Source organism: Subdoligranulum sp. DSM 23681, from assembly GCF_057005535.1.
This window is the reverse complement of record NZ_CM168050.1, coordinates 1,674,771-1,696,352: the sequence shown is the minus strand read 5'-3', so window position 1 is coordinate 1,696,352 and position 21,582 is coordinate 1,674,771. Positions and strand designations below refer to the sequence as shown.

The following is a 21,582-nucleotide window of genomic DNA, read 5'->3' as shown; positions in this document are numbered from 1 at the left end:
CCTGAACAGGCCGGGGCGCGGGGCTTTTGCTTATACCGGGAACCCGGTGGGACGCAGGATGGTGAAATCGGTGCCATGCAGCTCGGTGCACAGCCAGCTTTCCCCGGGATGCAGGGTGGGGATGGGAATGGTCTTGTCCCCCTTGCGGATCACATACCCCTGCACCGTGTAGGAGGGGATGGTATTGCGGCAGATCAGCTTCACCCCCGCGGGGCCGGGGCGGACCAGCAGGGGGGCACATTCCTCCCGCACCGCCTGGTAGGAGCCCTTGGGCTGTCCCCACAGGTCGGTGGAGCCGTGGACCCGGCGGCGCATCCGGCCGCTTCCGTCCTCCCCCATCTGGGTGCGGTAGTCGTTGAGGCAGAAATAGATGGTGCCCACAATGTTGGGGATGCCCCGGTACTGGTTCATCTTTTCCCGGAAAATATCCTCCCGGCGCTCGTCGCCCCCCGCAAAGGCCGGTTCACACAGGCCGAACTCGGCGGGAATGATGGCCCGGCCGGGGTTCTTTTCCAGGATCTTCCGCCACTCTTCCTTCGGGTTCAGGTCCCCGTGCCAGGTGCCGATATAATCGTTGATCATCAGGATGTCCCCGTACACGGTGCCGTCCCGGGCGGGGTTGGCGTAGATGGTGTTGGTGACGTAGTTCACGAACCGGCTGGGATCCTCCTCCCGGGTGCGCACCACCGCCTGCTGGATGTAGCAGCGGGTCATGGGCGCCTGCGCGTCCAGCTCGTTGCCCACGCCCCAGGCAATGATGCTGGGATGGTTGCTGTGGGCCCGGATCATCTCCTCCACCTGCATGGCGGAGGTGACCATCTGCCGCGGTGTGGCCACCGGGGGTTCCTTGCCCCAGAAGGGCACCTCCTCCTGCACCAGGATGCCGTGGCGGTCGCACCAGTCATACACCCGGTCGTCCTGCTGCCAGTGGAAGCGGGTGAGCACACAGTTGGACTTCTTGAGCAGGGTGAGCATCTTTTCCAGCTGTTCCACCGGTTCCGCCAGCCCGTAGCCGGGGTCGGAACCGGGCATCCACTCGGTACCGCACAGGCGCACCTGCTCCCCGTTGAGGTAGAGCCGGGGTCCCTGCAGCCGCAGCTGCCGGAAACCGAACACGGTGGTGGTGCCGTCCAGGCAGACCCCGTCCCGGTACAGTTCCAGGGACAGGGTGTAGAGGTTGGGCGCGTCAAAATGCCAGAACCGGATCTGCTGCCAGGTCCGCACGGGCAGGGCAAAGTCCCCCGCCTCGCAGGCCAGCTCCCCTTCCTCCACCGTGGCGCCGGGTTCTTCCGGCGTGCCGGCGGTGACCTTCCACACCAGGGTCAGGGGGACGTCGTCCTCGCCGTCGATGTGCCCCGAAGCCGTAAAGCCGGCGGTGCCCCCATCCACCCGCGCCCCCAGGGCGGGAATGAAGGGGTTGGCCGTCACCCGGCAGGCGGCAAGGATATGGCTGCCGCTGCCCCAGAGCTCCACCGGGCGGATCAGGCCGCCGTCGTTGGGCCAGTCAAAACTGCTTCCGCAGGGCAGGGCTTTGGCGGAGAAGCTGTTGTTGGCCGTGACCCGCAGCTCGTTTTCTCCCGTCGGGTCCCACGCCGGGGTCAGTTCCACCGTGAAGGGGGTGTAGGCGGACATGCTGTGCAGGTCCAGCACCTGCCCGTTCAGCCAGACACAGGCATCCCGGCTGACAGCGCCGAACCGCACAAAATGCCGGGTGCCCGGGCAGGGCGGCAGGATGCAGCGGTAGCAGGCGGTGCCGTACAGTTCTTCGGTCCCGGGTTCGATGTTCCAGGTGTGGGGCAGGGTCACCTGGCGGGCATGGTCCCAGTCCGGCTGGTGCTGGGTGCTGAACTGCCACCGGGTCAGCGAAAGATAGGTGCGCATGGGGACATCCTCCTCAAAAAATGATTGTTCCGGTCGTCTGTTCCAGTATAGACGGTGCCGGGGGCAAAGACCATGGGCACAATTGCAAAGGATGGACAAAATTCCATTTTTCAGGCATCGTCCTCCGGCGCCCGCGGCCCCGCCGGCTTCCTGGCGCCCCGGTAGGCGGGTCTGGTTGCCATGTTTTCCATACCAGTATCCTACCACGCCGCGGCGGATCCGTCCATGGGTCTTTCCCTGTCCGGCGCGCCTTGTATCCTTCGACAGGATTCGGTATAATAGGAAACAACTTCCGTTTCCGCCGCCAATCCATTGACCCAAACAAGAGGAGGTCTGCCATGTATCCCCTGCTGCTGGACGGCGTCAAACTGGGCACCTATGAGAACGATGAGGGTGAGGATGACGGGTTCTTTGCGGAAAATGCCCGCGGAGAGACCTTTGACATCGGGGACCAGATCTACGACCTGCTGCTCATAGCCGACGGCTGCCATGATTTCTACAAGCAGGGGCTTCCCCGCCGGGAAGTCACCCGCATCATCCGGGATCTGAAAAAGTGCCGGCTGATCTCCACCAGCCATCTGCAGCTGGGATTTCCCTTCGGGCGGCTGGTCCTGTTTGTGGTGGGTGACCGGTCCCGGGCATTCCGGGGCCCCTGCACCGCCTTCAACCAGCTGCTGCCCTACCTGTGCCTGTTTCTGTCCGCGGCCGGGGCTTTCAGCCTGGGACATGCCTTCTCCCGGTTCAACCTGCGCTATCCCCCCATCCCCTATCTGCTGATGATCCTGGTCTCCATATTCCTGCATGAGCTGGGGCATTTCTGCGCCGCCATCGCCTACCGGTGCAAGGTGGCGGACGTGGGCATCCTGCTGGTGGGCATCCTGCCTGTGGGGGCCTATGTCTCCCAGAGCGAGATCCACCACCGCGCCCGCCGCACCCAGATCGCGCTGGCAGGCATCGAGATGAACCTGTGCATTGCCGGACTGTGCGCCCTTTTGTCCCGCCTGCCCGGTGATGCGGGCTGGACCTTTGCCACCGCCTGCGTGTGGAATCTGTTTCTGGCGGCGAGCAACCTGCTGCCCACCTCCGGGCTGGACGGCGACACCGCCCTTTCCTCCCTGCTGGGCATCCCCTCTTTCAGCGACTTTGCCCTCAGCGCCCTGCGCAACCCCAGATCCCGCCGCATGCTGCTCCACGGCGGAGCGGAAGGGTTGTTCTGGCTGGGGGTCTGCCTGTTCCAGATCCTGTGCCGGCTGCTGCTGGTCCTGACCTTCGTGGGGTGCCTGCTTCTGGGCCTGTACATGGGCTGAGGTTCCCCTTTCCCTTCCCGTTCCGGCGGGGAGGGCTTTTTTATGGGCGGATTCGACAGCGGGGGCCGGAATGTGGTATACTGAATTTTACACCATTTTTTCAAACCCTTCACTGAGGAGATGACCCCATGCTGTTTCACAACCACACCGATTCCCGGGGGAGCGGGCAGGTGGATTTTTCCAAGGGGGACGTGCGGCAAAACGTGCTGGCCGTGGCGGCGCCCATGCTGGTGGCCCAGGTGCTGAACCTTCTGTACAACATTGTGGACCGCATCTACATCGGCAAGCTGCCCGGGGAAGGCACCCTGGCCCTGGCGGGGCTGGGGCTCTGCTTTCCGGTCATCACCCTGGTCACCGCCTTTGCCAACCTCTTCGGGGTGGGCGGGTCGCCTTTGTGTTCCATCGCCCGGGGGGAAGGAGACCAGGACCGGGCCCGGAAGATCATGTCCAACGCCTACTTCATGCTGGTGGTCTGCGGGCTGGGGCTGACCGTGCTGGGCATCCTCTTTCACAAGCCCATCCTGTATCTGCTGGGGGCCAGCGACGCCACCTACCCCTATGCGGCCTCCTACCTGGTCATCTACCTGCTGGGCACCGTCTTTGTGATGACTTCCTTAGGGCTCAACCCTTACATCAACTGCCAGGGCTTTGCCAGAACCGGCATGCTCACCGTGCTGCTGGGGGCGGCGGTGAACATCGCCCTGGACCCCGTTTTGATCTTCGCCTGCGGGCTGGGGGTGCAGGGGGCGGCCATCGCCACCATCCTTTCCCAGGGGCTTTCGGCTCTGTGGGTGCTGCGGTTCCTCACTGGCCCCAAGACCGAGCTGAAACTGCAGTTCCGGGGCTTTACCCCCGACTGGGGATGCATCCGCCGCATTGCGGTGCTGGGCACTTCCAGCTTTGTCATGTCCTTCACCGACAGTCTGGTGCAGGTGGTCTGCAACGCCACCCTGCGCACCTTCGGGGGCGACCTGTACATCAGCGTCATGACGGTCATCAACTCGGTGCGGCAGATCGCCCAGACCCCGGTCATGGCCCTGTCCGACGGCGCTTCCCCCATCATCAGCTACAACTACGGCGCCCGCAGCGTGCCCCGGGTGCGCAAAGCCATCCGGTTCATGACCCAGCTGGGCTTCGCCTACACCCTGCTCATCTGGGGGTGCATCAGCCTCTTCCCCTCCCTCTTCATCATGATCTTCAACCACGACCCCGACCTGCTGGCCGCCGCCGTGCCCTCCTTGCACATCTACTTCTTCGGGTTCGTCATGATGGCCTTCCAGTTCTCCGGCCAGAGCGTCTTCAAATCGCTGAACAAGGCCAGGATGGCCGTCTTTTTCTCTTTGCTGCGCAAGGCCATCATCGTGGTGCCCCTGACCCTGATCCTGCCCCATCTGGCGGGGCTGGGGGTCAACGGGGTCTTTCTGGCCGAGCCCATCTCCAACGTCATCGGCGGGCTGGCCTGCTACCTGACCATGCGCCGCACCGTCATGCTCGAACTGTCCGCCATGGAGGCGGCACAGGCGGCCAAAACCTGATCCTGTATACAGAAAACACCCCGGACCTGATGGGTCCGGGGCATTTTTTATGCGGGGCGTTTTGCGTACATCCGGCGCTGTTCCTGTAAGACCAGCACCAGGGAGAGGACGGTGGCCTGACGGAAGGTCTGCATGACCCGCTTGTAGTTGCCGCAGCCGTAGTTGTTGCCCAGGATGGGCTGGATGCCCTGGCTGATGCCGCTGGCGGGCATGATGACGAAGGTCATGATGCTGGAAATGACCGCATACACACTGATGGCGATGTCCCCGCCGTAGCGGCCCAGCTGGCTGTTGTACACCAGGCTGATGAAGCCCATGGCCATCTGGGCCACCCAGAAGGCGAACCCGCAGGAGAGGATGTTGCCGCTCAGCCGCTTCTTGAGGCGGAAGATGTCCGGGGAGACTTTGACCAGGATATGACCCCCCAGCACCAGAAAGGTCCCGAAGGCGGCGGAGAGGCACTGGCCGATGACGGTGGCCAGGGCGGCCCCCGCCCCCCCAGTGAAAGCCGATGATGAAGACCGCATCCAGCACAATATTGGTGACCGCCCCGATGCCGGTGACGCACATGCCCAGCACCGGCTTGCCGGACACCCGGACAAAATCACAGAAAAGCTGGGACAATCCCTGGAAAAGGCACCCCAGCGCCACGATGCGGTAGTAGACCACCGCGTTAGGGGTAGGCGGTGGCGGTGACGCCGAAGAGCCGGAGCAGCGGGTCGGTGAAGAGGAGCAGAAAGGCGGACAGGAGCAGTTCAAAGGCACAGACCAGCACAAAGGCGTTGCCGAAAGCCCGGTTCATCCGCCTGGTCTCTCCCTGGCCGGAAAAAAGGCTGAAACAGGTGGAGCCGCCGGCGCTGCACATGAGCCCGAAGGCCATCATCATGTAGGACAGGGGAAAACACACCGACAGCCCCGCCAGGGCCGAGGTGCCCACCCAGTTGCCCACAAAGATCCGGTCCACAATGTTGTAGACGGCGGTGATGAGCAGGGAGATGGCCGCAGGGATGGAAAAGCGCAGGATCATGGGGAACAGCGGCCCGTTTCCGGTAATCCACCTGGGTAGTTTGCATGGGTGCCTCCTGAGTATATTAGTTTCCTAAGTATTGGGGCCGGGAAAGGGCCGCCGGCGGGCGTTGTGCCCCACCGGCAGCCCTTGGGTTCAGGGAATGTTTTTGAGCATCTGTTCCATGACCCGCAGAAAGGTCTCCAGGTCGTCGGGGTCGATGCCTTTGGTCAGTTGGGCTTCCAGGGTGCGGATGTCCTCCATGACCGCGGTCTTGTAGGCCAGCCCCTTGGGGCAGACCACGATGCGCTTGCGGCGGGCGTCCCCGGGCAGGGATTCCCGCCGGATGAGCCCGTCCTGCTCCATCTTCTGCAGCAGCTGGGTGGCGGAGGAGGGCCGCAGGGAGTATTCCTCCTCCACGTCCTTCTGGAACACGTCCCCTTTCTGGGCCAGCAGAAAGTGGAGCACCTTGCCCTGGGCACCGCTCATCTGCCCTTTGGTGGAAAAGGATTCCATCTGGCGGCGCAGCTTGTTGGACAGCTTGCTCACATACCGCGCGGCGTGCCGGTCGTGTTCCATGGCGCTCCCTCCCAATACTTAGTTACCTAAGAATAGGCCATTTTCCCCCGTCTGTCAAGGGGGTCAGGTGTTTTGGATGGCCACCTTGATGACCTTGTCCCGCCGGTGCTCAAAGAGATCATAGGCTTTGTCGATCTCCTGCAGGGGGAAGGTGTGGGTGATGAGGGGGGTGGTGTCGATTTTGCCCGCGGCGATGAGGTCCAGGGTCTCCTGACAATGGCAGCCGTCCACCCCGCCGGTCTTGAAGATCAGGTTCTTGCCGTACATGTCCGGCAAAGGCAGGGTCTGGGGGCGGTCGTACATGGCCACGATGGTGACCACCGCGTTGGGGCGGGCACACGCCCAGGCCAGACGGAAGGTGTCCTCGGTGCCCGCCACTTCCAGCACCGCGTCGGCGCCGCCGTGGTCACTGTTCGCCCGCACAAATTCCGGCAGCCCCTCCGGCGGCACGGCCAGCACCTGGGGGTAATGGGTGCGCACAAAGGCCAGCCGGTCGGGGTCCTTCTCACAGACGATGATCCGGCCGGGTTCTTTCAGCTGCACGCACTGCAGGGTGCACAGGCCGGTGGGGCCGGCGCCTAAAATCAGCACCGTGTCCCCCTTATGAATTTCCCCGATGTCCGCCGCCCAGTAGCCGGTGGCCAGCAGATCCCCCACAAAGAGGGCCTGGGCGTCGGTGACCGTATCCGGAATCCGGGTCAGGCCGGTGTCGGCGTGGGGCACCCGCACATACTCCGCCTGCCCGCCGTCGATGCGGCAGCCCAGGGCCCAGCCCCCGTCCGGATCGGTGCAGTTGTTCACCCAGCCGTGGCGGCAGAAGAAACAGTCCCCGCAGTAGGTCTCCACATTCACCGCCACCCGGTCCCCGGGGCGGACATTGGCAACGGCGGGACCGGTTTCCTCCACCACCCCCACCAGCTCGTGGCCCACCGTGATCCCCGGCACCGCCCGGGGCACCGCCCCGTGCTTGATGTGCAGGTCACTGGTGCAGATGCTGGACAGCGTCACCCGGACGATGGCATCCTTGGGCCCCTGCAGGGTGGGGCGGGGCTTGTCCCGCAGTTCAAAATGCCCTTGTTCCACATAGGTATAGGCCAGCATGGTATCCTCTCCTTCCGGAAAACAGCGTTTTTCTTTGAGTGTACCACGGCGGACCGGCGGGGGCAATGCCCAAAAATGACCGCCGTTTTTTGTGAAAATTGTAAACAAATTTCAAACAAACGGGCCCCGCCCTTGCAGGCGGGCCGGGGCCGGACTATAATACAACACGCGTTAATAGTTAACTATAGATAAATAAAAAGGAGGATGTCCATGGATTCCACCGAAACCACCATGGCCCGGGAGCTGTTCCACCAGATCATGCAGACCAAGCGCAGCCTGCACGCAGGCATGACCGACATCCTGGCCGATGCCCCCCGCTGCCACTTTGACATGCTGCACCGGCTGTACATCGCCATCCAGCACAGCGGGCGGGAGGGAGCGGTGCCGGTGTCCGAGCTGAACTGCCGGATGTACGATTCCCCCCAGGCGGTGTCCCGGGCGCTGCGCATCCTGGAACAGGACGGACTGATCCGCCGGGAACCAGACCCCGACGACCGCCGCAAGACCACCGTCCGCCTGACCCAGGCGGGGCTGCAGGCCCACGAGCGCTGTGAGCGGGCGGTGACCGACTATGCCTACGCCATTGCACGGCGGATGGACCCGGAGACCCTGCGCAGCTTTACCCGCAACTGGGCCCGGTTCCAGGAGGCCGTGCAGGCGGAAAACGAGGCCCGTCGGGCCCAACGAAAGGAGTAACCCATGCAAAAGATCTTTCGGCTGCTGGCCAGCCGCTGGAAAACCTGCCTGGTCATCTTTGTCCTGTTGCTGCTGCAGGCCTGGTGCGATCTGAGCCTGCCCGGGTACACATCGGACATTGTGGACGTGGGCATCCAGATGGGCGGCATCGAGAGCACCGTGCCCCACACGGTGCGGGCCGACACCCTGCAGGCCCTGGAATGGCTCATGCCCCAGGAGGACGCCGCACAGGCGGAGGCGGCCTTCTCCCCCGCCGACGAAAACGGCCTGCGCACCCTGACCGCCGGGGCGGACCGGGCGGCGCTGGAGGAGCTCTTCTCCACCCCGGACATGGTGCTCTACGCCATGGCCGCGGGCCAGGGCCAGGAGGCGGCCCCCGGCCTGGACGGGGCGGTGCAGACGGTCAACGCCCTGCCCGCCCGGCTGCAGACCGCAGCGGACCAGCTCCGGCAGGCTGCCGCGGCAGAGCGGGTGTTTGAGTTTCTGGCCGAGCCGGAGGAGGACCAGCACGCCGCCGGCACCCCCGCCGACCCCGCCCTCATCAACGGGCAGGTCACCTTTGACCATGTGCGCTTCGGCTACACCCCCGACAAGACCATCATCCGGGATTTCTCCTGCACGGTGCAGCCCGGGCAGAAGGTGGCCATCGTGGGCCCCACCGGCGCGGGCAAGACCACCATCGTCAAGCTGCTCATGCGGTTCTATGACGTGGATGCCGGCCGCATCCTTCTGAACGGCCACGATGTGCGGGAATTCGACCGTTCCCCCATGCGGGAGGGCTTCGGCATGGTGCTGCAGGACACCTGGCTGTTCCAGGGCACTATCATGGAGAACATCCGCTACGGCCGTCTGGACGCCACCGATGAGGAGGTCATCGCCGCGGCCAGAGCCGCCAAGGCGGACCATTTCATCCGCACCTTGCCGGGTGGGTACAACATGGTCATCAACGAGGAGGCCAGCAACGTGAGCCAGGGCCAGAAGCAGCTGCTGACCATCGCCCGGGCCATCCTGGCGGACAACCGCATCCTCATCCTGGACGAAGCCACCAGCTCGGTGGATACCCGCACCGAGGAGCAGATCCAGACCGCCATGGACAATCTCATGCGCGGGCGCACCAGCTTCGTCATCGCCCACCGCCTGTCCACCATCAAGGACAGCGACCTGATCCTGGTCATGCGGGACGGCGACATTGTGGAGCAGGGCACCCACGACCAGCTGCTGGAGGCGGGCGGCTTCTACGCCGACCTGTACAACAGCCAGTTCGAGGACGTGAGCGTGTAACGCCCCCTTCTCACCGCAAAAACCCCCGTCTGCTTGGGCAGACGGGGGTTTTCTTGCTTTTTTGCGGTCAGGTCCGGGCGTTGCGGATGCAGGTCAGGGCGTTGAGGCTGCGGGGGTAGCCGATGTAGGGCAGGCAGTTCAGCACCACCCTGGTGAGGAATGCTTCGTCGTTGCCCAGGTTCATGTTGCCTTTGGCGTGGGCGGTGAGCTGGGGTTCGCAGCCGCCCTGGGCGGCCAGGAAGCAGAAGGTGATGAGCTCCCGCTGGCGCAGGTCCAGCCCGGTGCGGGTGTAGTAGTCCCCGAAGCAGTTGGCCCCCAGCCACCGGTTGATGGTGCCCTGGCGCCATGCATCCCGCATCCCGTCCCCGAAGATGGTCACCTGGGCATCCACCCCCTTTTCCAGCCGGGTTTCGGGGGTGGTGGTGGACTGGGACGGCAGGGGCAGGGCCACGCCCCGAGCGGTGAGCACCTGATTCACGGCGTCCACAAAGGGCAGCACCCGGCCAAGACCCAGGTAGTCCACCCCCTGGTAGACCAGTTCCTTGGCCATGACCGGGGTCAGTCCGGCATCCAGGGCTTCGGGCAGGACCAGTTTGAACAGCTCCACCCCCTGGCAGCCCACCAGAGTGGCCAGCACAGCCAGACTCCGGGTGACGGGGTCCAGGGTGCAGTCCGGGTCCCCGGGCACCTCATGGCGGGCAAAGGCTTCGGCCAGGGCGGCAAATTCCGGGTCGGTACGGCGGTAGTCCATACAAAACACTTCTTTCCTTGAGGATTACCTGTATTGTACCGCCCCTGCCGCCCAAAAGTCCACTGCCTGGTTGGTATAGGTCCCATGCCCCCGGGGCATGGCAAAGCGCCGGTCCTGGAAAAATGCTTCCCGGGCCGGCGCGTAATCTTTGTATAAAATTATACGGATTGTATTTTACAGATTCTTCCCGCACAGCTGCCAGAAGGCCACCGCTCCGGCCGCCGCCACGTTGAGGGAATCCACCCCCGGCCGCATGGGGATGCGCACGGTGTAGCGGCACCGGGCGATGGTGTCCGGGGCCAGACCGTCCCCCTCGGTGCCCAGCACCATGGCCAGCCTGGGTTCGGCCGCAAGGCGGGGGTCGTCGATGCGCAGGGAGTGTTCGTTCAGCGCCAGGGCCGCCGTGGCAAAGCCCCATTCTTCCAGGCTGGCCAGCCCCTTTTCCGGCCAGTCCTCCTTCGTTTCGCCCAGGCGGGCCCAGGGCACCGCGAACACGGTGCCCATGCTCACCCGCACCGCCCGACGGCACAGCGGGTCACAGCAGGAGGGGCTGAGCAGCACCCCGTCCACCCCCATGGCCGCCGCCGAGCGGAACACCGCCCCCACGTTGGTGGAATCCACGATGTTCTCCAGCACCGCCACCCGGCGGGCATCCCGGCAGATCTCCTCCGCCCTGCGGGGGGCCGGACGGGCCATGGCACACAGCACCCCCCGGGTGAGGGTGTAGCCGGTGAGGGAGGCCAGCAGCGCCCGGTCCCCGGTGTACACCGGGACTTCCGGGCAGCGGGCCAGCACCGGGGCGGCGGGGCCGGTGATCTGGCGGCGCTCCATGAGGAAGGCCAGGGGCTCGCATCCGGCGTCCAGGGCACTGCCGATGACCTTGGGGCTTTCGGCAACGAACAGGCCGTGTTCCCGCTCGGTGCTGCTGCGCAGCTGGGCCTCGGTGAGGCGGTCAAAGGGGGCCAGTTCCGGCAGGTTCAGGTCGTGAATTTCGATGATGGGCGGCATGGGGGAAAACTCCTTTCGGCACAACGCAAAAACCGTCCGGTGGGGCACACCGGACGGTCTGATGATAAACCTTTGGGGAAAGGGCTGTCAACCCGCCTTACACCCGGGTGCAGAGGGTGCGCAGGGTGCCGGCCACGGTGAATTCGCCGCTGTCGGCGGTGATGAAGACGCTGTCGCCCTTCTTCACCGGCAGGGTCTGGCCGCCGCAGGTCACGGTGCCTTCGCCTTCCACGATGAGCAGGGAGACAAAGCTCTCGGCGCCCGCGGTCCCGGTAAAGCCGTTCTCCTTCACGTCCACCGTGAAGTAGGGGCACTGGGCCATATGCCCGCCGAAATCATGTTCCGTGGGGGGCTCACACTTGGTCACGGCCAGGGCCTGGGGGATGTGCAGCGCCCGGGGCTTGCCGTCGGCGCCCACCCGGCCGTAGTCATAGACCCGGTAGGTGACGTTGGAGTTCTGCTGGATCTCCGCAATGACGATGCCCTGGCAGATGGCATGCAGGGTGCCGGAGGGGATGAAGAAGACATCCCCCTTGTGCACCGGGGCGGCGTTGAGCACTTCGGTGAGGGTGTTGTCCTTGATGCGGCGCTCGAATTCTTCCTTGCTGATCTCATGGTCGAAACCATAGTACAGGAAGGCACCGGGCTCGCAGTCCAGGATGTACCACACTTCGGTCTTGCCGTACTGGTGCTCATGTTCCAGGGCGTACTCGTCGGAGGGGTGCACCTGGATGGACAGGTTGCCCTTGGCGTCGATGAATTTGGTCAGGACGGGGAACTGCTCGAACTTCTGGCAGTCGGTACCCAGGATGTCCTTACCCTTTTCCTCGATATACTGGGCCAGGGTCTTGCCGTCGTCCTCCCCGCCCACAAGGTAGGAGGGGCCGTCGGGATGGCAGGAGAGCATCCAGGCTTCGGCCAGGGGGTTCAGGTCGCTTTCGATGCCGAAATCGGTGCGCAGGCGGGACCCGCCCCACAGATAATCCTTGCAGCTGGGTCTGAGTTTGAACATAGCCATGATGGATTTCATCCTTTCATCATTTCGGCCGCAGCGGCGGCCAGTTTTTCGTTGACCGCGTCAGCTTCGGCCTCGCTCTTGCCGACGGCGGAGAGGTAAACCTTGATCTTGGGCTCGGTGCCGGAGGGACGGACCATGAACTTGTGGCCGCCGGCCAGACGGTATTCCAGCACATCGGCCATGGGCAGCCCGTTGTGGCCGCCGGGAACGTTGTAGTCCACCGCTTCTTCCACCCGGCAGCCGGCGATCTCCGACGGGGCCTGGGCCCGCAGGCCGGCCATGAGCTGCTGCATGGTGTGCATGCCGCTCTCCCCTTCAAAGGTGAAGGAGGACAGGGCATTGCGGTAGTAGCCGAATTCCTTGTACAGCGCCTCGATGGCATCCAGCAGGGTCATGCCCTGCTGGGCGTACCAGGCGGCGGCCTCGCAGACCAGCAGGGTGGCGTTCACCGCGTCTTTGTCCCGCACGTGGGGGCCGGACAGGTAGCCGTAGCTTTCCTCAAAGCCGAAGATGTACCGGTCCACCCGGCCTTCGGCTTCCAGCTTGCCGATCTGCTCCCCGATGAACTTGAAGCCGGTGAGGGTGCGGCGCAGCTCCACCCCGTACTTTTTGGCCACCGGGGTGGCCATATCGGTGGAGACGATGGTGGTCACCGCCACCGGGTCCGCGGGCATGGTGCCCCGGGCGATGCGGGTGCGGCAGATGTAATCCAGCAGGATGATGCCCATCTCGTTGCCGGTGATGAGCCGGTAGCCGCCCTTGCCGTCGGGCACGGCGGTGCCGCAGCGGTCACAGTCGGGGTCGGTGCCCAGCAGCAGGTCCGGGTGGACGGTGTCGCACAGTTCCAGGCCCTTTTCCATGGCTTCCCGGATCTCCGGGTTGGGGTAGGGGCAGGTGGGGAAATCCCCGTCCGGCTTTTCCTGTTCGGGGACCACCGTCATGTGGGTGACCCCCAGCTTGGCCAGCAGCTTGCGCACGCATTCCAGGCCGGAGCCGTTGAGGGGGGTATAGACCAGTTTCAGGTCGGCGGTGCCGGCGCCGTCCCCCACCCGCTGGGCGTAGACGGCGTCCACAAAGGCATCCAGGCAGTCGTCCCCGATGGTGACGATGCGGCCGTCGGCCAGAGCGGCGTCATAGTCGGCCAGCTTCACGCCTGCAAAGATATCCACCGCCTCGATGGCGGCCAGGATCTTTTCGGCGGCTTCCAGGGTGATCTGGCAGCCGTCGGCGCCATAGACCTTGTAGCCGTTGTACTTGGCAGGGTTATGGCTGGCGGTGACGCAGACGCCCGCCCCGCAGCCCAGGTACCGCACCGCCCAGGACAGGGCGGGGGTGGGTTCCAGCCGGGGGTACAGATAGGCGGTGATGCCGTTGGCCGCCAGCACCCGGGCGGTCTCCCGGGCAAAGAGGTCGCCCTTATGGCGGCTGTCATGGGCGATGGCCACCTTTTTGGGCAGGGTGGTGGAATTGAGGTAATCGGCCAGACCCTGGGTGGCCTTGCGCACGGTGTAGATGTTCATGCGGTTGGTGCCCGCGCCGATCACCCCGCGCAGGCCGCCGGTGCCGAAGGCCAGGTCGCGGTAAAAGCGGTCACTGACGGCTTCGGGGTCCTGGGCGATGCTGCGCAGCTCCTCGGCCAGATCGTCAGGCAGGCCGGGCTGGGCCAGCCATGCCTGATAGCGGGTTTCGATGGTATTCATACTGTCACACTCCCGTTGTTGATCAGAAAAAATCTCATGGTGCGGACGGCCCGCCGCCCGAGATACAGCGGCCCATTCCGGAACAGAAGGCTGTTCCTCCCAATTATAGCACAGAACAGCGGAAATGTGTGCCACAATCTTATGGGAATGTGAATTTTTTTCAGGCATTGCGCCGGTTTTTCTCAGAGCACCCCCAGGCCCCGGGCCACGATGGTGATGAAGTCCTGCACATTGGTCACGATGGTGGTGGCGGACAGGCTTCCCCGGTCCAGCAGCTTGTTGACCACGAACTCGTCGGCGTCCACCGTGTACAGGAACACCGGGCGGACGGTGCCGTCGGCCAGCACCCGGTAGGAGGGGGTCATGTTCCCCGCCGCGATGGTGTGCAGCATGGTGGCCAGACAGATGACGGTGGTGGCCTTGCGGATGAGCCCCCGCATGGCGCTCTGGCCGGCGTAGGCGTCCCCCACCACCTCCGGCAGGGGACCGTCGTCCCGGATGGAGCCGGTGAGCACGAAGGGCACCTGCTGCTTCACGCAGGCATACATGATGCCGTTGTCGATGCGGTGCTCCCGGATAAAGGCGGGGATGGACCCGCAGCGGCGCACCTCGTTGATCACGTCCAGGTGGTTGTAATGCCCGCCGGGGCGGCATTCCTGGGTGTAGATGTCCTGGCCCAGGGCGGTGTGGAAGGCGGCCCCTTCCAGGTCGTGGGTGGCCAGGGCGTTGCCCGCCAGCAGGCCGTGGGCGTAGCCCTGCTCGATCATGGCCTGCATGGCTGCCCGGGCGTCGGCGTCAAAGGAGAAAGCCGGACCCATGACCCAGACGATGTTGCCGTGCTCCCGCTCATACCGCAGCAGCGCCATGAGCCGGTCATAGTCCCGGGCGTAGGCGGTCTCCCGGCTGCGGCCCTGGCGGAAGGCGAACCGGTCCCCCTCCCCCGCTCCGCCGCCGGTGAAGCCGATGGTGTGCAGGTAGATGCCCTCCTCCCCGTTTTCGGTGCGGCCCAGGGCCACCAGGTCCCCCTGGCGCAGGTTGCGGTTCTCCACCACCGCCAGACTGCCGTCCGGGCGCAGCACCACGCTGGAATCCATCCGGCTTTCGGGGGCCAGGGTCCAGCGGCCGCCGATTTTGAAGTATTCCGGGTACATGGAGGTGCTGTGGAACCCCGCCGGCGCCACCCCGTCGGCCTCGGCGGGCTGCCAGCGGGCGTCAGGGGCCTGGGCCAGGGCGGGAACGGAAAAGTCCGGCGCCCGGTACACCGGCATGGAAAAGGAACGATTCATAGGCCATTCTCCCCTCGGTTGGTTTTCTTTACTGTATCACGCCGGACAGGGCTTGTCGATACGGGAAATGGACCTTTTGTTACAAAGTTGTAAAAATCACAGAACACTGCCAAATCGGGGATGCCAGCCGCGTTTTTGTGGGCAAGAGACAAAAATTTCCAACCTCCGAGGAGGGTGATTGATATGAAGATCCTGCTTACGTCCGACTGGTACATCCCCGCCGTCAACGGGGTCGTCACCTCTCTGCTGGCTTTGCGCCGCCAGCTCACCCGCCAGGGCCATGAAGTGCGGGTGCTGACCCTGTCCGGCGATCTGCACAGCCATGTGCGGGAGGGCGTCTATGCCCTGGGGTCGGTGGATGCGGGGATGATCTATCCCGGCGCCCGCCTGCGTGCCCCCGAAGGGGACGCCCTGATCCGGGAGCTCATCGCCTGGGGGCCGGACGTGGTCCACTCCCAGTGCGAGTTCAGCACCTTTGCCCCCGCACGGCGGATTGCCCGGGCCTGCGGAGCGCCGCTGGTGCACACCTACCATACGGTATACGAGGATTACACCCATTACTTCTCCCCCAGCCGCCGGTGGGGCAAGGCCCTGGTGCGGGGCTTCACCCGGAGCATCGCCGCCCGGTGCGACGCCCTGCTGGCCCCCACCGACAAGGTGCGGAACCTGCTGCTGGGCTACGACGTGCCCTGTCCGGTGTACACCCTGCCCACCGGCATCGACCTGGACCGGTTCCAGGTGGACCGGCGGGAAGGGCTGTGGCTGCGGGACAGACTGGGCATCCCCCAGAACCGGCCGGTGCTGCTTTATCTCGGCCGTCTGGCCCGGGAGAAAAACCTGGACGACCTGCTGGAGGTGGCGGCGGCGGTGCCCCAGGCCACTTTGCTGGTGGCCGGGGACGGCCCCGACGGGCCCCGCTTCCGGGAGGAGGCGGCGCGCCGGGGGCTGGATGTGGTGTTCGGCGGAATGGTGGACCCCAAGGAGGTGCCGGTGTGGTACGCGGCGGCGGACCTTTTCCTCAGCGCCTCCACCAGCGAGACCCAGGGGCTGACCTATCTGGAAGCGCTGGCGGCAGGGCTGCCGGTGATCTGTCGGGCGGACCCCTGCCTGAAAGGGGTGCTGACAAACGGCGGCAACGGCTACGGCTGTGCGGACGCCGCCGGGATGGCCGCCCGGGTGCGGGCGCTGCTGGCGGACCCGGACGAACTGGATGCCATGCACCGTCGGGCCCGGGTTTCGGCCCTGGCTTTTTCTGAAGAAAATTTTGCCCGTCGGGCGTCGGCGCTGTACCGGGAGCAGATCCTGCTCCACCGCGCCGCCCCGGCTCTGGAAAGGAGCGCTGTATGGACCGCGTGAGAAAAGATCCTTTTTTGTTTTTGAAAGGCTGCCGGGACTGGCTGGTGGAGACCCTGCGCAACCCCTTTCAGCTGATCTCCCTGCTGGGGCTTGCCTTCTGTCTGGTGGCGGGGGTGTGGATGTGGCGCAACGGGCTGCTCACCTCCCGGGAAGCCCTGCAAAGTTTCCTGGACCCCTTCGGCCCCTGGGCGGCGGTGCTCTTCGTGGCCTTCCAGGCCATCCAGGTGGTGGTGCCGATTTTACCCGGCGGGCTGGGCTGTCTGGCCGGGGTGGTGCTCTTCGGGCCCTGGCAGGGGTTCCTGTACAATTATATCGGCATCTGTGCCGGGTCGCTGGCGGCCTTTGCCATCGCCCGCAGCTGCGGCCGGCCCCTGCTCTACCGGATGTTCCCCCAGGCCCTCATCGACAAATACGACCGCTGGACCACCGAGGGCGGCCGCTTTGCCCGGTGGCTGGCCTTCCTCATCTTCATCCCGGTGGCCCCGGACGATTATCTCTGCTTCCTGGCCGGGACCACCACCATGCGGTTCCGGGTGTTTGCGGCCATCATCTTTCTGGGCAAGCCCGCGGCCATCGCGGCCTACAGCCTGGGCTTGACCCTGGTGTTCCAGCGCGTGCTGGGGCTCTGGGCATAATGTAAGGAGGGTTCCTACCTATGCGCGTACATCTGTATACCGGTTCCCTGGAAACGGTCCGCCGCAGCGGGGTGGGTCAGGCGGTGGCCCACCAGCGGGCCATGCTGCAAAGCGCCGGGGTGGAAGTGACCGAAAGCTGGCAGGGCCATGCCGACGCGGTGCACATCAACACCGTGCTGCCGGACGCCCCCCTGGCCGCCCTGCGGGCCCGGGCCCGGGGGGAGAAGGTGGTCTACTACGGCCACTCCACCATGCAGGATTTCCGGGATTCCTTTGTGGGGTCCAACCTGCTGGCGCCGCTGTTCAAACGGTGGCTCTGCCTGTGCTACGGGCTGGGAGACATCGTCCTCACCCCCACCCCCTACGCCAGGGGGATCTTGCAGACCTACGGCCTGCCCTGTCCGGTGCGGGCCATGTCCAACGGGGTGGACACCGCCTTCTTTGCCCCGGACAAGGCCCGGGGCGCGGCCTTCCGGGAAAAGTACGGCCTGTCTGACAGCCAGAAGGTGGTGGTCAGCGCGGGACATTTCATGCAGCGCAAGGGGATTTTTGAGTTCATCCGGCTGGCCGAAGCGCTGCCCGACGTACAGTTTTACTGGTTCGGCTACACCCAGCCCGCCCTGGTGCCCGCCCCGGTGCGCCATGCCATGGAACACGCCCCGGGCAACCTGCACTTTCCCGGTTTTGTGAGTCAGGGCGAGCTGCGGGACGCCTACTGCGGGGCGGACCTTTTCTGCTTCTGCAGCCACGAGGAGACCGAAGGCATTGTGGTGCTGGAGGCCCTGGCCTGCGGGGTGCCGGTGCTTTTGCGGGACATTCCGGTATATGAAGGCTGGCTCACCGACGGGGTGAACGTCTACAAGGCCGGGGACGACGCCGGATTTGCGGCCAAAGCCGCGGGCATCCTGGACGGTTCCCTGCCCGATGTGACCGCCGCCGGACGGGCGGTGGCCGAAGCCCGCAGCCTGCCCCGGATGGGGCAGGCCCTGTGCGGAGTGTACAAGGACCTGTGCCCCGCCTGATTGACACAAACTTTACTTGCTACAAGGCCCTCCCCCGTGGTATGCTGGAAGCAAACCCGCAAAGGAGGGCCTTTCAAGTGTCCATCACCCTGGAACAGGTCAAGCACAACGAGGAAGTGAACACCTACATCCGCAAGGCGGACGAGAGTCTGCGGGCCCTGGGCTTCACCGAACACAGCTTTGCCCATGTGGGGCGGGTGTCGGCCCTGGCCAGCCAGATCCTGCGCACCCTGGGCTACGACGCCCGCACCGCCGAACTGGCGGCCATTGCGGGGTGGCTGCACGACATCGGCAACGTGGTCAACCGCATCGACCACGCCCAGAGCGGGGCGGTGATGGCCTTCCGCATCCTGGACAAGATGGGCTTTCCCCCGGAGGAGACGGCCACCATCATCACGGCCATCGGAAACCACGACGAGGGCACGGCTTTCCCGGTGAACGCGGTGGCCGCCGCCCTGATCCTGGCGGACAAGACGGATGTGCGGGCCAACCGGGTGCGCAACATCGACCCCGCCACCTACGACATCCACGACCGGGTGAATTCCTCGGTGCGGGAGTCCCGGGTCACCCTGGAAAACGGGGAGCTCCGCCTGACCCTGACCATCGACACCAACATGTGCGCGGTGATGGATTATTTCGAGATCTTCCTCGACCGGATGATTTTGTGCCGCAAGGCCGCCGAGGCCCTGGGGCAGAAGTTCGCGCTGGTCATCAACGGACAGAGAATTCTGTGAGTATTTTTGCAAGGACGGGGTTAGGGCCCGTCCTTTTTTGTTTTGTTTTTTGGGGGCGACTGGCCAAAGGGGAAGCGGCATCTTCCCAGAGACTCCTTCCTTTTCGTGCCCGAAAAGGAAGCGAAAAGGGCCCGCCGTTCCGATGCGGCGGCCGCCGGCTGGGGCTGCGGCCCCAGACCCCGAGATGCGGCCACCTGACGACGGCCTATTCACCGGCCTGGGGGCCGGTGAACAAGGAAAAAGTTTTAAAACCATTTCCCGGTAACGGCTACAAAGCAGAAGCTTTTCCCCTGCAACTTTTTAAATCCATTCCTTGCTCAGGCCCCCCAGGGCCTGAGTAGGCCGTCGTAAGGTGGCCGCATTCCCCGGGTCCAGGGCCGCAGCCCTGGTCGGCGTCCACCGCATCGAAACGGTGGCGGTTTTTCCGTCGCTTTTTGACGCCAAAAAGCGACAACACCCCGGCTGGCTGCCGTCTGCCAGGAAACAAGAAGCAAAAAAACTCCCCCTCCGCCCTTACACAGAGGCGGCCCCTGGAAAGAAACTTTGCACCCCCGCCTCATTGTGCTACAATAAAACCAACACACCATACGATTCTGTGCAAAGGAGGACCCATCCATGGCCGACAACGGCGAACAATTGCGGTATCTGCAGCTTCTGTCCAAGGATTTTCCCACCATTGCGGCGGCCGCCAGTGAGATCATCCGCATCGAGGCCCTGCTCCGCCTGCCCAAGGGCACCGAGCATTTCATGAGCGATCTGCATGGGGAGCATGAAGCCTTTCTCCACATCCTGAACAACGCTTCCGGCGTTATCCGGGAAAAGATCGACCTGGTGCTGGGGGACTCGGTGCCCGCCCACGACCGGGCGGAGCTGGCCACCCTCATCTACTATCCGGTGCAGAAACTGCCCGAGATCAAGGCACGGCAGACCGACCTGGACGGGTGGTACCGCCGCACCCTCTTGCAGCTCATCGAGCTTTGCCGGCTGGTGTCCAGCAAGCACACCCGGGCCCATGTGCGCAAATGCCTGCCCGCCAGCTGCGCCTATATCCTGGATGAGCTCCTCCACGCCCATTTCGAGGACCACGACAAGGATCTGTATTACGGCGAGATCATCGACAGCATCCTGCGCTACGAGCGGGCGGACGCCTACATCATCCGGTTCTGCGAGGTCATCAAGCATCTGGCCGTGGACACCCTGCACATTCTGGGGGACGTATTCGACCGGGGCGCCCGACCGGACCTGATCATGGATCAGCTCATCGCCCACCACGATGTGGACATCCAGTGGGGCAACCACGACGTGGTCTGGATGGGCGCGGCGGCCGGCAGCGCCGTCTGCGTCTTCACGGTGCTCAAGACCTCCCTGGCCTACGGCAACCTGGACCTGATCGAGACCGGGTACGGCATCAGCCTGCGGGCGCTGGAACGCTTTGCCATGGACTTTTACGGCGGCCCCATCGACCGCCGTTGGATCCCCCACGCCGATGACCGGGAACACATCTCCCCCGACGTACAGACCCGCAACGCCCGGATGCACAAGGCCGTGACCCTGCTGATGTTCAAGCTGGAAGCCCAGGTCATTGCCCGCAACCCGGATTTCGGCATGCAGGGGCGGGACTACCTGAACCAGATCGACTACCAAGCCGGCACCGTGCGCTGCCGGGGACGGGTATACCCCCTGCTGGACCAGGATTTTCCCACCGTGGACCCCGCCGCCCCCACCGCCCTCACCCCCCGGGAACAGGCCCTGGTGGAGGAACTCTGCCGCGCCTTCACCCAGAGCGAACGGCTGCAGCGGCATGTGCAGTTCCTCTACGCCCACGGGGCGGTGTACAAGGTGTTCAACGGCAATCTGCTCTTCCACGGGGCGGTGCCCATGACCCCCGACGGCGGCTTCGCCCCTGAACGGTTCGAGGGCAGGCTGTACAGCGGCAAGGCCCTCTTCGATTACTGCGACCGCCGGGCCCGCCAGGGATACTTTGCCCCGCCGGACAGCCCTGAGCGTGGGGCCGGACAGGATTTCCTGTGGTACCTGTGGTGCGGGTCCCTCTCTCCCATCTTCGGGCGCAGCGCCATGACCACCTTTGAGCGGCTGTACATTGCGGACGAGACCACCCACGCCGAGATCAAGAACCCCTACTACAAGCTGGTCAGCGGCCCCCACGCCGAGGAGATCGCCGTGCGGATCCTGGCGGAGTTCGGCCTTGCGGGGGAGGGCTGCCACATCCTCAACGGCCATGTGCCGGTGCGGGCGGTGGAGGGGGAAGACCCGGTGAAGGCGGGCGGCCGCCTGGTGGTCATTGACGGCGGGTTCTGCCGTGCCTACCACCGGCGCACCGGCATTGCGGGGTACACCCTGGTGTACAACAGCCGGGGCATGACCCTGCGCACCCACCAGCCTTTTGAGAGCACCGCCAAGGCCATCCTGGAGGACGAGGACATCGCCTCCAAGAGCAAACCCATCTATGTGGCCAAAGAGCGCATCCTGGTGCGGGACACCGACGAAGGACGGGCTTTCCGGGCCACCATCGCCGACCTGAGCCGGCTGCTGGACGCCTACCGCGCCGGCGTGCTGGTGCAGCACGGAGACTGAACCTTGACAGCGGCCCCCTGCGGGGGTATCATAAGGCCGCAAAAGAAAACACGGGCCCGGGCGGTCAAACCGTCGGGCCCGATGATTTTGT

General features: G+C 64.8%; 18 protein-coding genes and 1 pseudogene. 9 read left to right on the top strand and 10 right to left on the bottom strand.

What is annotated here, in order from left to right; all coding sequences use genetic code 11:
* Positions 1 to 30 precede the first annotated feature (30 nt).
* On the bottom strand, positions 31 to 1,881 hold the full coding sequence (locus tag AC127K_RS07825) for a glycoside hydrolase family 2 protein (protein WP_483720118.1): 1,851 nt from the start codon (positions 1,879 to 1,881) through the stop codon (positions 31 to 33).
* A 338-nt stretch (positions 1,882 to 2,219) separates the two neighbouring features.
* Between AC127K_RS07825 and AC127K_RS07820 the strand changes: the two genes are divergently transcribed.
* Together AC127K_RS07820 and AC127K_RS07815 are read left to right on the top strand one after the other, a co-directional pair.
* Positions 2,220 to 3,188, top strand: a complete 969-nt coding sequence (locus AC127K_RS07820; RefSeq protein WP_483720117.1) for a M50 family metallopeptidase — start codon at positions 2,220 to 2,222, stop codon at positions 3,186 to 3,188.
* 128 nt (positions 3,189 to 3,316) lie between these two features.
* Positions 3,317 to 4,723, top strand: coding sequence for an MATE family efflux transporter (locus AC127K_RS07815; RefSeq protein WP_483720116.1), 1,407 nt, complete (start codon positions 3,317 to 3,319; stop codon positions 4,721 to 4,723).
* 47 nt (positions 4,724 to 4,770) lie between these two features.
* Here the strand turns inward: AC127K_RS07815 and AC127K_RS07810 are convergent, their stop codons facing one another.
* The 4 genes from AC127K_RS07810 to AC127K_RS07795 all read right to left on the bottom strand — a co-directional run bounded on the left by AC127K_RS07810 (position 4,771) and on the right by AC127K_RS07795 (position 7,409).
* On the bottom strand, positions 4,771 to 5,250 hold the full coding sequence (locus tag AC127K_RS07810) for an MATE family efflux transporter (RefSeq protein ID WP_483720115.1): 480 nt from the start codon (positions 5,248 to 5,250) through the stop codon (positions 4,771 to 4,773).
* Between the two features lie 146 nt (positions 5,251 to 5,396).
* Entirely contained in the window at positions 5,397 to 5,750 is a 354-nt protein-coding gene (locus tag AC127K_RS07805; protein WP_483720114.1) for an MATE family efflux transporter, read from the bottom strand.
* 135 nt (positions 5,751 to 5,885) lie between these two features.
* Complete coding sequence (locus AC127K_RS07800) at positions 5,886 to 6,308, bottom strand: MarR family winged helix-turn-helix transcriptional regulator (RefSeq protein WP_483720113.1); 423 nt, start codon at positions 6,306 to 6,308, stop codon at positions 5,886 to 5,888.
* Between the two features lie 63 nt (positions 6,309 to 6,371).
* Entirely contained in the window at positions 6,372 to 7,409 is a 1,038-nt protein-coding gene (locus tag AC127K_RS07795) for an alcohol dehydrogenase (protein WP_483720112.1), read from the bottom strand.
* Positions 7,410 to 7,619: 210 nt separating this feature from the next.
* Here AC127K_RS07795 and AC127K_RS07790 point away from each other — a divergent pair, with 210 nt between their 5' ends.
* Together AC127K_RS07790 and AC127K_RS07785 are read left to right on the top strand one after the other, a co-directional pair.
* The gene (locus tag AC127K_RS07790) at positions 7,620 to 8,105 is read left to right on the top strand and encodes a MarR family winged helix-turn-helix transcriptional regulator (RefSeq protein ID WP_483720111.1); all 486 of its coding nucleotides are present in this window, start codon (positions 7,620 to 7,622) and stop codon (positions 8,103 to 8,105) included.
* Positions 8,106 to 8,558: 453 nt separating this feature from the next.
* Positions 8,559 to 9,386 (top strand): annotated as a pseudogene (locus tag AC127K_RS07785) (ABC transporter ATP-binding protein); the annotation flags it as partial.
* Between the two features lie 67 nt (positions 9,387 to 9,453).
* Here the strand turns inward: AC127K_RS07785 and AC127K_RS07780 are convergent.
* From AC127K_RS07780 to AC127K_RS07760, 5 genes are all read right to left on the bottom strand, one after another.
* A complete protein-coding gene (locus AC127K_RS07780; protein ID WP_483720110.1) occupies positions 9,454 to 10,137 on the bottom strand; it encodes a carboxymuconolactone decarboxylase family protein in 684 nt (227 codons plus the stop codon).
* A gap of 174 nt (positions 10,138 to 10,311) precedes the next feature.
* The gene (locus tag AC127K_RS07775; protein ID WP_483720109.1) at positions 10,312 to 11,145 is read right to left on the bottom strand and encodes a TrmH family RNA methyltransferase; all 834 of its coding nucleotides are present in this window, start codon (positions 11,143 to 11,145) and stop codon (positions 10,312 to 10,314) included.
* A gap of 97 nt (positions 11,146 to 11,242) precedes the next feature.
* The gene (locus tag AC127K_RS07770) at positions 11,243 to 12,163 is read right to left on the bottom strand and encodes a type I phosphomannose isomerase catalytic subunit (protein ID WP_483720108.1); all 921 of its coding nucleotides are present in this window, start codon (positions 12,161 to 12,163) and stop codon (positions 11,243 to 11,245) included.
* Positions 12,164 to 12,171: 8 nt separating this feature from the next.
* The gene (locus AC127K_RS07765) at positions 12,172 to 13,863 is read right to left on the bottom strand and encodes a phospho-sugar mutase (protein WP_483720107.1); all 1,692 of its coding nucleotides are present in this window, start codon (positions 13,861 to 13,863) and stop codon (positions 12,172 to 12,174) included.
* A gap of 182 nt (positions 13,864 to 14,045) precedes the next feature.
* On the bottom strand, positions 14,046 to 15,149 hold the full coding sequence (locus AC127K_RS07760) for a putative NPN-dependent ornithine cyclodeaminase (protein WP_483720106.1): 1,104 nt from the start codon (positions 15,147 to 15,149) through the stop codon (positions 14,046 to 14,048).
* Positions 15,150 to 15,332: 183 nt separating this feature from the next.
* On the opposite strand from AC127K_RS07760, the gene AC127K_RS07755 reads away from it, so the two are divergent.
* The 5 genes from AC127K_RS07755 (at position 15,333) to AC127K_RS07735 (ending at position 21,491) form a co-directional block, all read left to right on the top strand.
* Positions 15,333 to 16,505, top strand: coding sequence for a glycosyltransferase family 4 protein (locus AC127K_RS07755; protein WP_294538799.1), 1,173 nt, complete (start codon positions 15,333 to 15,335; stop codon positions 16,503 to 16,505).
* The gene (locus AC127K_RS07750; protein WP_483720105.1) at positions 16,493 to 17,140 is read left to right on the top strand and encodes a TVP38/TMEM64 family protein; all 648 of its coding nucleotides are present in this window, start codon (positions 16,493 to 16,495) and stop codon (positions 17,138 to 17,140) included. Before AC127K_RS07755 ends, AC127K_RS07750 begins: the two co-directional genes overlap by 13 nt.
* 20 nt (positions 17,141 to 17,160) lie before the next feature.
* The gene (locus AC127K_RS07745) at positions 17,161 to 18,162 is read left to right on the top strand and encodes a glycosyltransferase family 4 protein (protein ID WP_483720104.1); all 1,002 of its coding nucleotides are present in this window, start codon (positions 17,161 to 17,163) and stop codon (positions 18,160 to 18,162) included.
* Positions 18,163 to 18,239: 77 nt separating this feature from the next.
* Positions 18,240 to 18,896: an HD domain-containing protein gene (locus tag AC127K_RS07740; protein WP_294538807.1), complete on the top strand. Its 657-nt coding sequence runs from the start codon at positions 18,240 to 18,242 to the stop codon at positions 18,894 to 18,896.
* 615 nt (positions 18,897 to 19,511) lie between these two features.
* Positions 19,512 to 21,491, top strand: coding sequence for a fructose-1,6-bisphosphatase (locus AC127K_RS07735; RefSeq protein WP_483720103.1), 1,980 nt, complete (start codon positions 19,512 to 19,514; stop codon positions 21,489 to 21,491).
* Positions 21,492 to 21,582: the final 91 nt, after the last annotated feature.

Coding starts and splice junctions, on each gene's coding strand:
- AC127K_RS07825 (WP_483720118.1), bottom strand. CDS start 1,881: ATGCGCACCTATCTTTCGCTGACCCGGTGGCAGTTCAGCACCCAGCAC.
- AC127K_RS07820 (WP_483720117.1), top strand. CDS start 2,220: ATGTATCCCCTGCTGCTGGACGGCGTCAAACTGGGCACCTATGAGAAC.
- AC127K_RS07815 (WP_483720116.1), top strand. CDS start 3,317: ATGCTGTTTCACAACCACACCGATTCCCGGGGGAGCGGGCAGGTGGAT.
- AC127K_RS07810 (WP_483720115.1), bottom strand. CDS start 5,250: ATGCGGTCTTCATCATCGGCTTTCACTGGGGGGGCGGGGGCCGCCCTG.
- AC127K_RS07805 (WP_483720114.1), bottom strand. CDS start 5,750: ATGATCCTGCGCTTTTCCATCCCTGCGGCCATCTCCCTGCTCATCACC.
- AC127K_RS07800 (WP_483720113.1), bottom strand. CDS start 6,308: ATGGAACACGACCGGCACGCCGCGCGGTATGTGAGCAAGCTGTCCAAC.
- AC127K_RS07795 (WP_483720112.1), bottom strand. CDS start 7,409: ATGCTGGCCTATACCTATGTGGAACAAGGGCATTTTGAACTGCGGGAC.
- AC127K_RS07790 (WP_483720111.1), top strand. CDS start 7,620: ATGGATTCCACCGAAACCACCATGGCCCGGGAGCTGTTCCACCAGATC.
- AC127K_RS07780 (WP_483720110.1), bottom strand. CDS start 10,137: ATGGACTACCGCCGTACCGACCCGGAATTTGCCGCCCTGGCCGAAGCC.
- AC127K_RS07775 (WP_483720109.1), bottom strand. CDS start 11,145: ATGCCGCCCATCATCGAAATTCACGACCTGAACCTGCCGGAACTGGCC.
- AC127K_RS07770 (WP_483720108.1), bottom strand. CDS start 12,163: ATGGCTATGTTCAAACTCAGACCCAGCTGCAAGGATTATCTGTGGGGC.
- AC127K_RS07765 (WP_483720107.1), bottom strand. CDS start 13,863: ATGAATACCATCGAAACCCGCTATCAGGCATGGCTGGCCCAGCCCGGC.
- AC127K_RS07760 (WP_483720106.1), bottom strand. CDS start 15,149: ATGAATCGTTCCTTTTCCATGCCGGTGTACCGGGCGCCGGACTTTTCC.
- AC127K_RS07755 (WP_294538799.1), top strand. CDS start 15,333: ATGAAGATCCTGCTTACGTCCGACTGGTACATCCCCGCCGTCAACGGG.
- AC127K_RS07750 (WP_483720105.1), top strand. CDS start 16,493: ATGGACCGCGTGAGAAAAGATCCTTTTTTGTTTTTGAAAGGCTGCCGG.
- AC127K_RS07745 (WP_483720104.1), top strand. CDS start 17,161: ATGCGCGTACATCTGTATACCGGTTCCCTGGAAACGGTCCGCCGCAGC.
- AC127K_RS07735 (WP_483720103.1), top strand. CDS start 19,512: ATGGCCGACAACGGCGAACAATTGCGGTATCTGCAGCTTCTGTCCAAG.